The following is a 13,362-nucleotide window of genomic DNA, read 5'->3' as shown; positions in this document are numbered from 1 at the left end:
CACACGTCTCAGAACCAGTCGTGCCAGACTGGCGTGAGGCCCGCCGGCAGCGGCGGCAGCTCGGCAAATTCCACCCGCGCCTCGCCGGGCGCATGGAAATCGGTCCCGCGCGAGGCCAGGAAGCCGTAGCGCCGCGCCACTTCGGCATAGCTCGCATACTGGTCCGGCGTATGGCTGCCGGTCACCACTTCGATGGCATTGCCGCCCAACTGGCGGAACTCGTCGAACAACGCGCCTTCGGCCGTGTCGCTGAACGGGTAGCGGCCCGGATGGGCGATCACCGGAATGCCGCCGGCGCCGCGGATCCAGCCGACCGCGTCGGCAAGCGTGGCCCAGCGGTGCGGCACGTAGCCTGGCTTGCCCTCGGTAAGGTATTTGCGGAACACCTCGGAAGTCGAGCCGCAGGCGCCGATCTCGACCAGGTAGCGGGCGAAATGGGTGCGCGAGATCAGGTCCGGGTTGCCGACGTAGCGCAGCGCGCCCTCGTAGGCGCCGGGAATGCCGGCGCTGTCCAGCTGGGCCCCGATTTCCCTGGCGCGCGCCTGGCGGCCGTGGCGGGTGGCGGCCAGGCCGTCGATGAGGGCCCGGTTGTCCTCGTCGATCCGCAGGCCGACGATGTGGACGGTCTCGTTCGCCCAGGTCACCGAAATCTCGACCCCGGCCACGAAGCGCATGCCGAGCTCGCCCGCCGCCTGGCGCGCGGCCTTGATGCCGCCGACCTCGTCGTGGTCGGTCAGCGCCCAGACGTCGACCCCGCCCTTGCGTGCGTAGGCGGCGACGGCGGCGGGTGCGAGCACGCCGTCGGAAACGTTGGAATGGCAGTGGAGATCGGCTTTCATGGCACGGCAATGTCATTGGCGATGGAGCGAAACATTGTACGCGCCAATGGGCCGGCCGTGCGGCTACGGGAACAGATCAGTTGGATTGCAGCATGGAACGCACGGTAGCTTCTTTCGCCAGCACGTAGTCGTGGCCGGCAAGCACCAGGTTGGTGCTCGGCTGGATCACCTTGACGTTGATGAAGACCGCTTCGCGGGTCTCGGCATACGAGCCCACCACCACCGCCTGGGCGTTGTGGGCGCTGGCCACCTCGCCGATCTCGCGGGTGAGCATCAGCTCGCCCTGCCCGCGCTTGAGGTAGACGCTGTTGCGCAGCTTCATCTCCAGCATCTTCATGCCGCCCTGCGCGAGGCGGGTCGAGAGCTGTTCCGACACCAAGCGGCCCAGCATCGACGTCTGCTCGAGCGCGTCGATGTTGACGATGGTGGCCATGATCAAGGGCTTCTCGTCCGCCAGCTTACCGCGTAGCTGCAGCGCCAGCGCGTCGGCGGCGCGGTAGTTGGCGGCGACGAAAGCGTTGGCCGAGACCGAGGTGTAGTTGGTGTCTTCCCTGGTCGTCGAGCAGGCGCCCAGCAGCAGGGGCAGCGCGAGGACCGCGGCGCAAAGGGTCGGGATTCGCTTCATGGCCTCAGTGCTCCGTACTCAATAGTTGCGGACCGCGAAGGTCTTGGTGGGTTGCGCCGCCGCGTCGTACAGCGCGCGATCGCTGTCGGTGGTGTAGTACACCGAGGTGGTGCGCGCGTAGTAGCGCGCGTCGTCGGCCAGCGACAGATTGACGACGATCTCGGTCTTCGGCGTGTCGCCGGTGGCGAACTGGGAGCGGAACCAGGAATAGGCGTCCTCGGCGAAGATGGCGGCGGTGGCCAGCCACTCGACGGTGTGGTCGATTTCGGTCAGCACCCAGGCGCCCGCCACCAGCAGGCTGCGCTCGCCGGCGAACTTGTACTGGGGACGCTTGCTTGAAAAAGCCACGACCTGGGTGTCGAGTTCGATGCGCAGCGTGTTTGCGTCCGGCACCTTGACCACGACGTAGCCGTCGTTGACCAGGGCCGTGACCAGGTGGCTGCCGACGCCCTGGGCAAAGGCGCTCGACTGCTGCGAGCCGACGTACAGCGGGCGCTTCGCGTTCACGCGCAGCGAAGGCGCCAGCTGGCCGGCCATGTGGCGCGCAATGACGCCCCAGTGCGCGGCCGCCTGCAGCTTGGCCTGCTGCGTGCTGGGGAAGTTGGTGGCCACCGGGGCCGGGCTGTAGGGGATGGCGCAGCCTGCCGTCAGGAGGGCGCCGCAGAGCGCGAGGCCGGCTCGAAATCGCATGTGTGTCCTGTGAGTCTGTCGAAGGCGCGCGTGGCGCCGGGTCGGGTGCGACTGTAGCACAGGCGTTTCCATGCGGCAATTATCCCGAAGGGCGTTGATGGGTACTAACAACGCTTAGGGTGCGCTACGAACTTGGGTTCCGGCCTTCGCCGGAACGACGGAACTACCGCCAGTCGCCAGCTCAAGCACGTCGTACGCGCCACTGGCGCCTACTACTCCCGGCCAAGGCCGGGATCCAGTTTCAGCAACTCAGCCCGGAACTTCAGCCCCGGTCAGGAATGCCTCGATCATCCGCGCCAGCAGTTCCGGCTGATCGTGATGCAGCATATGCCCCGCTCCCGGCATCATGCGCGCCGTGACCTTGGCCAGGTGCTCGCGGCGGCGGTCGATCTCCGCCCTGGCCTGCTCCTTCGGCCCCATCCAGCGCCACATCTCGGTGTCTTCCGCCTCGATCCACAGCACCGGCGCCGTGATCTGGGTCCAGCAGGCCAGCACCTCATCGGCGTGGTACAGCAGCGGGCCGGTCATCTTGTGCGCCGGGTCGCCCAGGATGCGCCACTGGCCGTCCGCGTCCAGGGCTGCCCAGTGCCCGGCCAGGAAGGCCGCCCGCTCCCCAGGCAGGCGCGGATTGGTCTTCTGCAGCCGCGCCGCCACCTCTTCCAGGCTGGCATAGCCGCGCATTTCCGGCTTGGCCTTCAACTCGTCGAGCCACTTGGCGAATCGGCCCGGCGCCTGCGAGGGACGGGTCGCCGGCAGGCCGAAGCCTTCCAGGTTGACCAGCTTGGCGATGCGGGCGGGGCGCACGCCCGCGTACAGGCTGGCGATGTTGCCGCCCATGCTGTGGCCGAGCAGGTTTACCGCCTCGCCCGGCGCATAATGGTCGAGCACCGCTTCCAGGTCGGCCAGGTAGTCCGGGAACCAGTAGGTGTCCGAGTGCGAGCGCTCGCTCAGCCCGAAGCCGCGCCAGTCGAAGGCGATTACGTGCCAGTCGTCCTCGAGCGCATCGACCACGAACTGGAACGAAGCCGACACGTCCATCCAGCCGTGCTGCATGAAGATCTTGGGAGCGCCTTCGCGGCCCCAGTGGCGCACATGGGTGCGCAGGCCGCGCACGGTGAGGAATTCGGAACGGGATGCTTGCATAGGTAAGATGGAGGCGCGAGCGAAAGGATGAGGAAAAAAGTACGATCGTTCGCATTATACCGCGTCGACCTTGATTTCGTGTTGCCCGGCCCCATTTGCCATCGACCGGACGATCGCGGACAGTGGGTTTACAATAGCGGCATTTCAATCTTCCGCGAGCACATCCATGGCGATTTACCAGCTGGGCGAGCATGCGCCCGAGATCGACGCGTCGAGCTTCGTGGCCGATTCGGCAACCCTGATCGGCAAGGTCACGCTCGAGGCGAACGCCTCGGTGTGGTACGGCGCAACGCTGCGCGGCGACAACGAGCGCATCACCATCGGCGAAAACAGCAACGTGCAGGAAGGCACGGTGATGCATACCGACATGGGATTCCCGCTCACGCTGGGCAAGAACGTGACCGTCGGCCACCAGGCCATGCTGCACGGCTGCACGGTCGGCGACGGTTCGCTGATCGGCATCCAGGCCGTCATCCTGAACGGCGCCCGGATCGGCAAGGGCTGCCTGGTGGGCGCCGGCGCGCTGGTTACCGAAGGCAAGGAGTTCCCGGACGGTTCGCTGATCCTCGGTTCGCCTGCCAAGGTGGTGCGCACCCTGACGGAAGAAGACATGCTGCGCCTGCAGGCCAGCGCCGCGAGCTACGTGGCGCGCGGCCAGCTGTTCAAGGCGCAGCTCAAGAAAATCGGATAAAGAATGACTACAACTACCCGTGACACCCTCCAGAAATTCATCTTCGATAACGCCGCCGTGCGTGGCGAGCTGATCGAGATCTCCGACACCTGGCGCGAGATCCAGGCCAGGCACGCCTACCCGAAGGCGGTGCGCGCCGCCCTCGGCGAAATGGTGGCGGCAAGCGCCTTGCTGTCGGCCAACCTGAAGTTCAACGGCGCCATCGTGATGCAGATCTTCGGCGACGGCCCGGTGCGCCTGCTGGTGGTCGAGTGCGACGCCCAGCTGCGCATCCGCGCCACCGCGAAGCTGGCGCCGGATGCCGAGATCCCGGAAGACGCGACCCTCGCCCAGATGTTCAATGCGCACGGCAAGGGCCGCTTCGTGATCACGCTCGACCCGGTCGACAAGGTGCCGGGCCAGCAGCCCTACCAGGGCGTGGTGCCCCTGATCGGCGAGGACATGGCGACCGTCATCGAGAACTACATGCTGCGTTCCGAACAGATGGACACGCGCCTGTGGCTGGCGGCCGACGACCAGGTCTCGCGCGGCCTGCTGCTGCAGAAGCTCCCGCGCCACAGCGGCAAGGAAGACCAGCAGAAGCAGGCTTCGGAGGCGGAAGACCTGGAAACCTGGAACCGCGCCGTCATGCTGGGCCAGACCCTCAAGCGCGAGGAACTCCTGAGCGTCGACATCGAGACCCTGCTCAAGCGCCTGTTCTGGGAAGAGACGATCCGCGTGTTCGACCCGCAGCACCCGCAATTCCACTGCAGCTGCACGCGCGAGAAGGTCGGCAACATGCTCAAGATGCTGGGCCAGCCGGAAGTGGAATCGGCCCTGGCTGACCTGGGCGAACTGGGCATCAACTGCGACTTCTGCGGCAAGCACTACGCCTTCGACAAGGTGGATTGCGCCCAGCTGTTCGCCAGCGACACCCCGGTCGAGACCATGATGCCGGCCAGCGGCAGCATCAACTAGGCATCGTAGCGATGCTTTTCGTAAGTGGGCGGCGCTGCCGCCCACTTTGCGTTTACGGCGTGGCCGGCGTCTCGGCAAATTCGTACACCACCAGCGCATCGTCGTCCCAGCTCTTGTCGCGCAGCGGGGCCATGTAGGCCGCGCCGCCCAGATAAAGCGGGAGTGCGGCCTTGCGCGCGCCCGACACCACGGTGGCCGAGGCCAGGCGCCGCGGCGCGCGGTAGGGATAGGCCACCATCGGCACCCGGCACAGGCCGCCCGCGGCGGCGGCCCCTGCGCGATACAGCAGCGGAATGTCTTCCTTGCGTACCGCTACGCCCACCTCGCACTCGAGGCGCAGGTCGCCCAGGCGCCGCGCATTCTCCGGCACGCCCGGCGTGCGCACCCGCGGGCGCCAGCGGATCTCGCCCTTCTTGCGGTTCGAGACCAGATCTGCCCGGTCGTCGAAGGCCTCCTGGCTGCGCGGCAGGACGAAGGTTCCGTCCGCATCGAGCGGCAGCGCGATGTCGACCGTGTCGCCGGCGATGCGCAGCTGCAGGCCCTCGGTGGCGGCCGGCTTGCCGTCCCCCGTCCACAGTTCGAAGCGCAGGTCCGCCTGCGGCGCCAGCGCGCGTTTCTGTTCCCAGGCGTCGAGGCCGCGCAGCATGCGGCGGTAGGGAAGCAGTTCGGGATCCTTGATGCTGCTGACTTCGACCTTCTCGGCGCCGGCCGGCGCATCCGGCGGCATGGCGTCCTGTGCAAACGCGGGCGCGGCCATCGCCAGCAGCGCGGCGATGATGGTGAGATGTTTCATGCATGTCCTTCATGGTTGGAACAACATGCATTGTAAAGACGGTTGAGTTGGCAATTTGCGCACATTCCCACTGCCCCGCATGTGAACCGGGACACTCAAAACACGCATTTTTTTCAGCGGTGCTAAGCTGATGCATCTTTGACAGTGTTGTCATTTCCTTACAAACACTGCACTTACCTCAGGAGAAAAACGATGCACATGGATACCGGAATCAGCACCGAAGACCGCGCCAAGATCGTCGAATCGCTCTCGACCGTCTTGAGCGACGCGTTCATGCTTTACCTGAAAACCCATAACTTCCACTGGAACGTCACCGGGCCGATGTTCTCGACCCTGCACGTGATGTTCGAGGAGCAGTACACCGAGCAATGGAATGCGCTGGACGAGATCGCCGAACGCATTCGTGCCTTGGGCCACTTCGCCCCTGCCACGTCCAAGCGCTATGTCGAACTGTCGAGCATCAAGGAAGAGCCGGAAGTGCTGTCGGCCAAGGAAATGATCCGCCAACTGGTCGAAGGCAACGAGATCCTGGTGCGCACCATGCGCGAAGGCGTCAAGGTTGCCGACGAACTGGACGACTTCCCGACGGCCGACATGCTGACCACCCGCATGGAAGTGCACGAGAAGAATGCCTGGATGCTGCGCTCCTTCCTGGAGCAGGGCGCCGGTTCGATGCAGGGCGAAGCTTCGTCGGAGTAATGCGAAGAGGGCCGCGACCGGCGGCCGCGGCCCCTCATGAAGTTTCAAGCGTCTAACAAAACCCCTAGGGCAAGGCGCACCATCGAAGACAGTACCCTAGTACGGCGAGATGGTGCAAGGCAGCCATAGGGGGAATTGTTAGGCGCTTCGGGCTCAGCCCCGGCCCGACATGTGCAGGTCGACCACCTTCATGATCTCGAGCGTGAGGTCGAGGTTGAATTCGTCCGCCAGCAGGGCCGTCTGCAAGGCCTCGCGCGGCATGCCCACGGCAGCCGCCAGCGCGCCCAGGCCGGGCGCCTGCGCCACGGCCCGCATGGCCACAGTGATGATGGCGCCCTCGCCATCCTCGAAGGCATCGGCCAGGCAATCGGCGATCGCGTCGAGCGAATCGAGCTCCGCAGGATTCGGAGGAGTGTTTTCTTGGTTCATGCTTGGTTCCATGAAGTCATTTTAGTGATCATACACTGCGTGCGCCTACCCTGTTTGCATCCCAATACCCCCATTGCGGTAACTTCCATGTAGTCCCAGTCCTACATCAAAATTGTTTTGAGGAAAGTCAAACATGGCCCGGCCTTGACGGATTCCAATACGCTTCGCCATATCGAGAGTAAGACCGCGCCGAGCACGCCCGGCAAGCGTGGAAGGGTCACTCGCCGGTCACACCCCATAGGAGCGTCAATGAAGCGTATGTCCGCAGCGGTAGCAGCGTCGGTCGATCACGAATTCAATCCGGCACCGGCACGCCGAAAAATCACGGCCCGTTATCCCATCGCGACGATCGGGTCGCGTACCGAGCAAGGCGGGGAGGTCGTCGTGGCCGACAATGTGGTGAACATGGACGGTTTCCGCATCGCCTGCGTCGGCGACCGGGTCCGCTATCCCGACGGCCGCGAAAGCATCATCGTTTCCGGCGCCGGCAATGCCTCCACTTTCGGCGACCGGCCGGTGGCGCTGGTCGGCAGCCATGTCGAGAACGGCGACCGGATCGCGCTGAGCCGGCAGAACATGGGCGAAATCGTGCTGTTCGAAGGCGATGCGCCGATCGTCGGACTGCTGCAGCCCGGCTACCTGCCGCCGCGGAGAAGCAGCGAAGCCTGAACCCGCGCCGCGCGCCGCCGCCGACGGGAAAGGAGCCGTCAGCGGCTGCGCTTTTCCTTCGGCTCGGGCGGGGGCGGCGGCTCGGTCATCGAGACCGCGGGCTGTTCGTCCTTGCGCAGCACCTGCACGAAGATCTCGTTCTGCTTGATCATGCCCAGTTCGTAGCGGGCACGCTCCTCCACCGCGCCGGTGCCGTCGCGCAGGTCGCGCACTTCCGATTCGAGCTTGGCATTGCGCGCCTCCAGCTGCTCGGTCTTGATGCGGGTCTTCTCGACCTGCTCGCGCATGTCGGCGACGTTGAGCCAGCCGCCCTTCCCCAGCCACAGCGGGTACTGGATCAATAGCAGCAGGACGGCGAGGGCGATGGTGATGAGTCGCATGAATGCAGTGTGACGACACGGGTGTGGCTAAATACAAGGCCGGACCGCCCGTATGGACAGTCCGGCCAACGGCCTTCGCAGGCTTGCCTGGGCTTACTTCAGATTATAGAACGCGTCACGGCCCGGGTAGGAGGCGACCTCGCCCAGGTCTTCCTCGATGCGCAGCAGCTGGTTGTACTTGGCCATGCGGTCCGAGCGCGACATCGAGCCGGTCTTGATCTGCAGGGCGTTCAGGCCGACCGCGATGTCCGCGATGGTCGAATCCTCGGTTTCGCCCGAACGGTGCGAGATCACGGCGGTGTAGCCGGCGCGCTTGGCCATCTCGATGGCGGCGAAGGTCTCGGTCAGGGTGCCGATCTGGTTGATCTTGATGAGGATCGAGTTGGCGATGCCCTTCTGGATGCCCTCTTTCAGGATCTTGGTGTTGGTGACGAACAGATCGTCGCCCACCAGCTGCACCTTCTTGCCCAGCGCGGCGGTCAGGGTGGCCCAGCCTTCCCAGTCGCCTTCGGCCATGGCGTCCTCGATCGAGATGATCGGGTACTTGTCGCACCAGGTGGCCAGCATGTTGGTGAAGTCCTGTGCCGACAGGGCCAGGCCGCCCTCGCCCTCGAGCACGTACTTGCCGTCCTTGTAGAACTCGCTCGCGGCGCAGTCCAGGCCGATCGCGATCTGGGAGCCCGCCACGTAGCCGGCCTGGTCGATCGCCTGCATGATCAGCTTGATCGCTTCTTCATGGTTGGCCACCGACGGCGCGAAGCCGCCTTCGTCGCCGACCGCGGTGTTCAGGCCCTTCGAGTGCAGGATCTTCTTGAGGGTGTGGAACACTTCGGCGCCCCAGCGGATCGCTTCCTTGAAGGACGGCGCGCCGACCGGGATGATCATGAATTCCTGGATGTCCAGGTTGTTGTCGGCGTGGGCGCCGCCGTTGATGACGTTCATCATCGGGACCGGCAGTTGCATCGCGCCCGAACCGCCGAAGTAGCGGTACAGCGGCAGGCCGGCTTCCTCGGCGGCCGCCTTGGCCACGGCCATCGACACGGCCAGCATGGCGTTGGCGCCCAGGCGGCTCTTGTTTTCGGTGCCGTCGAGATCGATCAGGGTACGGTCCAGGAAGGCTTGCTCGTTGGCGTCCAGGCCCATGATCGCTTCGGAAATCTCGGTGTTGATATTCTCGCAGGCCTGCAGCACGCCCTTGCCGAAGTAACGCTGCGGGTCGCCGTCGCGCAGTTCGATCGCTTCGCGCGAACCGGTCGACGCGCCGGAAGGCACGGCGGCGCGGCCCATCACGCCCGATTCCAGCAGGACGTCGCACTCCACGGTCGGATTGCCGCGCGAGTCAATGATTTCGCGGCCGATGATATCAACGATAGCACTCATGTTTTTCAGTCTCCGGAAGGATAAAAATCTGTAGCGGCCGCCTGCTGGGAACAGCCCCGCGGCCAAGTCGCTTGACATTGTAGCAAACGCGCGCGTCCACCCGGCCGCCGGGCGCACGCGCGCACCTTGCCGATGCCGTGCTTACTTGAAGTCGGCTTCCAGGAAGCCGGTCTTCTTGACGATGCGGTCGAGCTCGACCAGCGTGCCCAGCAGTTCCTTCATGCGGCCGAGCGGCACGGCGTTCGGGCCGTCCGACATGGCGTTGGCCGGGTCCGGGTGGGTTTCCATGAACAGGCCGGCGATACCGGCCGCCACGGCCGCGCGCGACAGCACCGGCACGTGCTCGCGCTGGCCGCCGGACGAGGTGCCCTGGCCGCCCGGCAACTGCACCGAGTGGGTCGCGTCGAACACCACCGGGCAGTTCGATTCGCGCATGATGGCCAGGGAGCGCATGTCCGAGACCAGGTTGTTGTAGCCGAACGAGACGCCGCGTTCGCAGGCCATGAAGTTGTCTTCCGGCAGGCCCGCTTCGCGCGCGGCGGCGCGTGCCTTGTCGATCACGTTCTTCATGTCGCCCGGCGCCAGGAACTGGCCCTTCTTGATGTTGACCGGCTTGCCCGAACGCGCGCAGGCGTTGATGAAGTCGGTCTGGCGGCACAGGAAAGCCGGGGTCTGCAGCACGTCGACCACGCTGGCCACCTGCGGGATCATCTCTTCGTCGTGCACGTCGGTGAGCACGGGCACGCCGATTTCCTTGCGCACGTCGGCCAGGATTTCCAGGCCCTTGTCCATGCCGGGGCCGCGGAAGGACTTGCCCGACGAGCGGTTGGCCTTGTCGAAGGACGACTTGTAGATGAAAGGAATGCCCAGCGCGCTGGTGATTTCTTTCAAGGTACCGGCGGTGTCGAGCGCCATCTGGCGCGATTCGATCACGCAGGTACCGGCAATCAGGAAGATCGGCTTGTCGAGGCCGACGTCGAATCCGGCGAGTTTCATGCTGCGTCTCCTTGCAGTGCCGGCGTCTTGTCCGCCGCCACGTTGTTGTTGCCCGCCTGGTGCTTCAAGGCGGCCTGGATGAACGCGGTAAACAGCGGGTGGCCGTTACGCGGGGTCGACTTGAACTCCGGGTGGAACTGCACGCCGATGTAGAACGGGTGCGCATTGTCGCCGCTGCGCGGCAGTTCCATGATCTCGAGCAGGTCTTCGTTCGGGGTGCGCGCCGATACCACCAGGCCGGCCGCTTCGATCTTCGGCAGGTAGTAGTTGTTGCCCTCGTAGCGGTGGCGGTGGCGCTCGGTCACGACATTGCCGTAGATATCGGCGGCCAGCGTGCCCGGTTTCACCGCGCAGGTCTGGGCGCCCAGGCGCATGGTGCCGCCCAGGTCGGAATTCACGTCGCGCTTCTCGACCTTGCCGTCGTGGTTCTGCCATTCGGTGATCAGGGCGACCACGGGCTGGTCGGTCTCCGGATCGAACTCGGTCGAGTTGGCGTTCGGCAGGCCGGCGATGTTGCGCGCGTACTCGATCAGCGCGACCTGCATGCCCAGGCAGATGCCCAGATACGGGATCTTGTTCTCGCGGGCATAGCGGGCGGCCTGGATCTTGCCTTCCACGCCGCGCTTGCCGAAGCCGCCCGGCACCAGGATGGCGTCGTACTTGGCCAGGTGATCGCAGCCGCGGCTTTCGATCTCTTCCGAGTCGAGGTATTCGATGTTGACGCGGCTCTCGGTATGGATGCCGGCGTGGCGCAGCGCCTCGGTCAGCGACTTGTACGATTCGATCAGGTCGACGTACTTGCCCACCATGCCGATGGTGATCTCGTGCTTCGGGTTTTCCAGGGTGTGGATCAGTTTCGTCCACATCGACAGGTCGGCCTTCGGCGCTTCCAGGCCGAGCACCTCGAGGATGATGTCGTCCAGGCCCTGGTCGCACAGCACCTGGGGCACCTTGTAGATGGTGTCGACGTCCCACACCGAGATCACGGCCTGCTCTTCGACGTTGGCGAACAGCGAGATCTTGGCGCGCTCGTCGTCCGGGATGCGGCGGTCGGCGCGGCACAGCAGCGCGTTCGGCGAGATGCCGATCTCGCGCAGCTTCTGCACCGAATGCTGGGTCGGCTTGGTCTTGAGCTCGCCGGCCGAAGCGATGTACGGCACCAGGGTCAGGTGCACGAAGGCGGCGCCCTTGCGGCCCGAACGCAGCGACAGCTGGCGCGCCGCTTCCAGGAAGGGCAGCGACTCGATGTCGCCGACGGTGCCGCCGATCTCGACCAGCGCCACGTCCACGCCTTCGGCGCCGCGGCGGATGAAGTCCTGGATCTCGTTGGTGATGTGCGGGATCACCTGCACGGTCTTGCCGAGGTACTCGCCGCGGCGTTCCTTGCGGATCACCGATTCGTAGATCTGGCCGGTGGTGAAGTTGTTCACCTTCTTCATGCGGGTGCTGATGAAGCGCTCGTAGTGGCCCAGGTCCAGGTCGGTCTCGGCGCCGTCGTCGGTGACGAACACTTCGCCGTGCTGGGTGGGGCTCATGGTGCCCGGGTCCACGTTGATGTACGGGTCGAGCTTGAGCAGGGTGACTTTGAGACCGCGCGATTCGAGGATCGCGGCGAGGGAAGCGGCCGCGATCCCCTTGCCCAGGGAAGACACGACGCCGCCAGTGACGAATACGAATTTGGTCATTTGTACTGAAGGTGCCGAATGGCACGCGCGGGAAATAGAAATTATACCTTAAAGCGCGCAAATACTTCTGGTCACCGTGCCAACTGCCCTTAGAAAGCGCGCATTCGGGCCCATTGCCTTGGAAAACGACGACATCTGCATGACACGCGGCAAACGCCCCAAGAATATGCCCTATCAATTGACCGACCAACGGGGGTGCCACCTATACTGCGATTTTGTCCGGCCGATCCATGCATACCTTGACTGAGCCGTCCGCCGACGTCGCCGCCCCGCCCGTGTTCGAGACGCCTGCCGCGGCCCCGCAGCCACGCCCTTTGGCGCTCGGTTTCACCGGCGACGGCCGCGAATATTTCCGCATCTGGGTGGTCAACCTGCTGCTCACGCTGGCGACTTTCGGTATCTACTCGGCCTGGGCCAAGGTGCGCCGGCTCCAGTATTTCGACCGCAACACCCACCTGGCCGGCGCCAGCTTCGATTTCCACGGCAATCCGCGCGCGGTGCTGGCGGGCCGCCTGTTGTCGGTCGTGCTGCTGGCGGCTTACCACTATGCCTTCGGCTTTTCGGCCACCTTCGGCGTGGTGGTGGTCGTCATCCTGCTGCTGGCCTTCCCCTACCTGATGCGCGGCGCGCTGCGCTTTCGCCTCGGGAACACCAGCTACCGCGGCCTGTCGCTCGGCTTCGACGGCTCGGTCGCCCAGGCCTACCTGGCCTGGCTGCCTCCCGTGTTTATCTTCCTGGCGCCGGGCGCCCTGCTCGCCCGCTATCCGGAACGCCCCGCGCTGGCGGCGCTGCCGGTGCCGCTCTACCTGCTGTGGCCACTGATGCACGCGCGGATCCGCCACTTTCAGCACGCCCACCTGCTGTTCGGCGACCAGCACGCCAGTTACGAAGTCAAGGGGCGCCGCTTCTACCGCTTCTATCTCGTGGGCGGGGGCCTGGGACTGCTTGCCGCCTTCTGCGCCGGCATGGCCGCCGGCTTCGCCGGCGCCGCCGCGGGCAACGGCAGCAACGCGACCATGTTCATCGCCATGTTCACCGGCGTCGCGACAGCCTACCTGGCCTACCTCCTGATCGGTCCCTACATGGTGGCGAGGGTATCGAACCTGGCCTGGTCGAGCACCCGTTTTCCCGGCATTCGCTTTCGCTCCACGCTGCCGGCACGCGCGTTCATGAAGCTGCAGGCCAGGAACGCCCTGCTCACCGTCCTGAGCCTGGGCCTGTACCGCCCCTTCGCCGTCGTCGCCGTGTACCGCTTCCGCCTGGCCCACCTGCACATCGAGGTCGACGGCGACATCGACGCCGCCGCTTCCCGTGTAGCGACCCGCGGCGGCGCGGCCGGCGACAGCGTTGCCGACGGTTTCGGCATCGATCTCAGCTGGTAAGAGA

Annotated in this window: 15 protein-coding genes; 5 read left to right on the top strand and 10 right to left on the bottom strand. The window is 65.4% G+C overall.

What is annotated here, in order from left to right; all coding sequences use genetic code 11:
• Positions 1-8: 8 nt before the first annotated feature.
• From ACK4S9_RS04800 to ACK4S9_RS04785, 4 genes are all read right to left on the bottom strand, one after another.
• The gene (locus ACK4S9_RS04800; protein WP_409722210.1) at positions 9-839 is read right to left on the bottom strand and encodes a 3',5'-nucleoside bisphosphate phosphatase; all 831 of its coding nucleotides are present in this window, start codon (positions 837-839) and stop codon (positions 9-11) included.
• Between the two features lie 76 nt (positions 840-915).
• Complete coding sequence (locus ACK4S9_RS04795; protein ID WP_409722208.1) at positions 916-1,464, bottom strand: FlgO family outer membrane protein; 549 nt, start codon at positions 1,462-1,464, stop codon at positions 916-918.
• Positions 1,465-1,482: 18 nt separating this feature from the next.
• Complete coding sequence (locus ACK4S9_RS04790) at positions 1,483-2,154, bottom strand: hypothetical protein (RefSeq protein ID WP_409722205.1); 672 nt, start codon at positions 2,152-2,154, stop codon at positions 1,483-1,485.
• Positions 2,155-2,403: 249 nt separating this feature from the next.
• A complete protein-coding gene (locus tag ACK4S9_RS04785) occupies positions 2,404-3,297 on the bottom strand; it encodes an alpha/beta fold hydrolase (RefSeq protein WP_409722203.1) in 894 nt (297 codons plus the stop codon).
• A 166-nt stretch (positions 3,298-3,463) separates the two neighbouring features.
• Here ACK4S9_RS04785 and ACK4S9_RS04780 point away from each other — a divergent pair, with 166 nt between their 5' ends.
• Together ACK4S9_RS04780 and hslO are read left to right on the top strand one after the other, a co-directional pair.
• Positions 3,464-3,988: a gamma carbonic anhydrase family protein gene (locus ACK4S9_RS04780; protein ID WP_409722200.1), complete on the top strand. Its 525-nt coding sequence runs from the start codon at positions 3,464-3,466 to the stop codon at positions 3,986-3,988.
• Positions 3,989-3,991: 3 nt separating this feature from the next.
• Complete coding sequence (gene hslO / locus ACK4S9_RS04775) at positions 3,992-4,945, top strand: Hsp33 family molecular chaperone HslO (protein ID WP_409722197.1); 954 nt, start codon at positions 3,992-3,994, stop codon at positions 4,943-4,945.
• 52 nt (positions 4,946-4,997) lie between these two features.
• On the opposite strand, the gene ACK4S9_RS04770 is transcribed toward hslO, so the two are convergent.
• Positions 4,998-5,738: a hypothetical protein gene (locus tag ACK4S9_RS04770; RefSeq protein WP_409722194.1), complete on the bottom strand. Its 741-nt coding sequence runs from the start codon at positions 5,736-5,738 to the stop codon at positions 4,998-5,000.
• A 192-nt stretch (positions 5,739-5,930) separates the two neighbouring features.
• Here ACK4S9_RS04770 and ACK4S9_RS04765 point away from each other — a divergent pair, with 192 nt between their 5' ends.
• Positions 5,931-6,437: a Dps family protein gene (locus ACK4S9_RS04765; protein WP_409722191.1), complete on the top strand. Its 507-nt coding sequence runs from the start codon at positions 5,931-5,933 to the stop codon at positions 6,435-6,437.
• 153 nt (positions 6,438-6,590) lie between these two features.
• On the opposite strand, the gene ACK4S9_RS04760 is transcribed toward ACK4S9_RS04765, so the two are convergent.
• Positions 6,591-6,866, bottom strand: coding sequence for a hypothetical protein (locus ACK4S9_RS04760; RefSeq protein ID WP_409722189.1), 276 nt, complete (start codon positions 6,864-6,866; stop codon positions 6,591-6,593).
• Positions 6,867-7,115: 249 nt separating this feature from the next.
• Between ACK4S9_RS04760 and ACK4S9_RS04755 the strand changes: the two genes are divergently transcribed.
• Positions 7,116-7,535, top strand: coding sequence for a PAAR domain-containing protein (locus ACK4S9_RS04755; RefSeq protein WP_409722185.1), 420 nt, complete (start codon positions 7,116-7,118; stop codon positions 7,533-7,535).
• Positions 7,536-7,573: 38 nt separating this feature from the next.
• On the opposite strand, the gene ftsB is transcribed toward ACK4S9_RS04755, so the two are convergent.
• The 4 genes from ftsB to ACK4S9_RS04735 form a co-directional block, all read right to left on the bottom strand.
• Positions 7,574-7,915: a cell division protein FtsB gene (gene ftsB / locus ACK4S9_RS04750; RefSeq protein ID WP_409722182.1), complete on the bottom strand. Its 342-nt coding sequence runs from the start codon at positions 7,913-7,915 to the stop codon at positions 7,574-7,576.
• A gap of 93 nt (positions 7,916-8,008) precedes the next feature.
• Positions 8,009-9,295, bottom strand: coding sequence for a phosphopyruvate hydratase (eno, locus tag ACK4S9_RS04745; RefSeq protein ID WP_409722179.1), 1,287 nt, complete (start codon positions 9,293-9,295; stop codon positions 8,009-8,011).
• A 141-nt stretch (positions 9,296-9,436) separates the two neighbouring features.
• On the bottom strand, positions 9,437-10,291 hold the full coding sequence (kdsA, locus tag ACK4S9_RS04740; RefSeq protein WP_409722176.1) for a 3-deoxy-8-phosphooctulonate synthase: 855 nt from the start codon (positions 10,289-10,291) through the stop codon (positions 9,437-9,439).
• Positions 10,288-11,976, bottom strand: coding sequence for a CTP synthase (locus tag ACK4S9_RS04735; protein WP_409722174.1), 1,689 nt, complete (start codon positions 11,974-11,976; stop codon positions 10,288-10,290). The genes kdsA and ACK4S9_RS04735 overlap by 4 nt, the downstream gene beginning before the upstream one ends.
• A 230-nt stretch (positions 11,977-12,206) precedes the next feature.
• Here ACK4S9_RS04735 and ACK4S9_RS04730 point away from each other — a divergent pair, with 230 nt between their 5' ends.
• Positions 12,207-13,358, top strand: a complete 1,152-nt coding sequence (locus ACK4S9_RS04730) for a YjgN family protein (protein WP_409722171.1) — start codon at positions 12,207-12,209, stop codon at positions 13,356-13,358.
• Positions 13,359-13,362 lie beyond the last annotated feature (4 nt).

This window comes from Massilia sp. (assembly GCF_046293535.1).
GTDB lineage: Bacteria > Pseudomonadota > Gammaproteobacteria > Burkholderiales > Burkholderiaceae_D > Telluria.
This window is presented reverse-complemented; position numbering and strand designations above follow the sequence as displayed.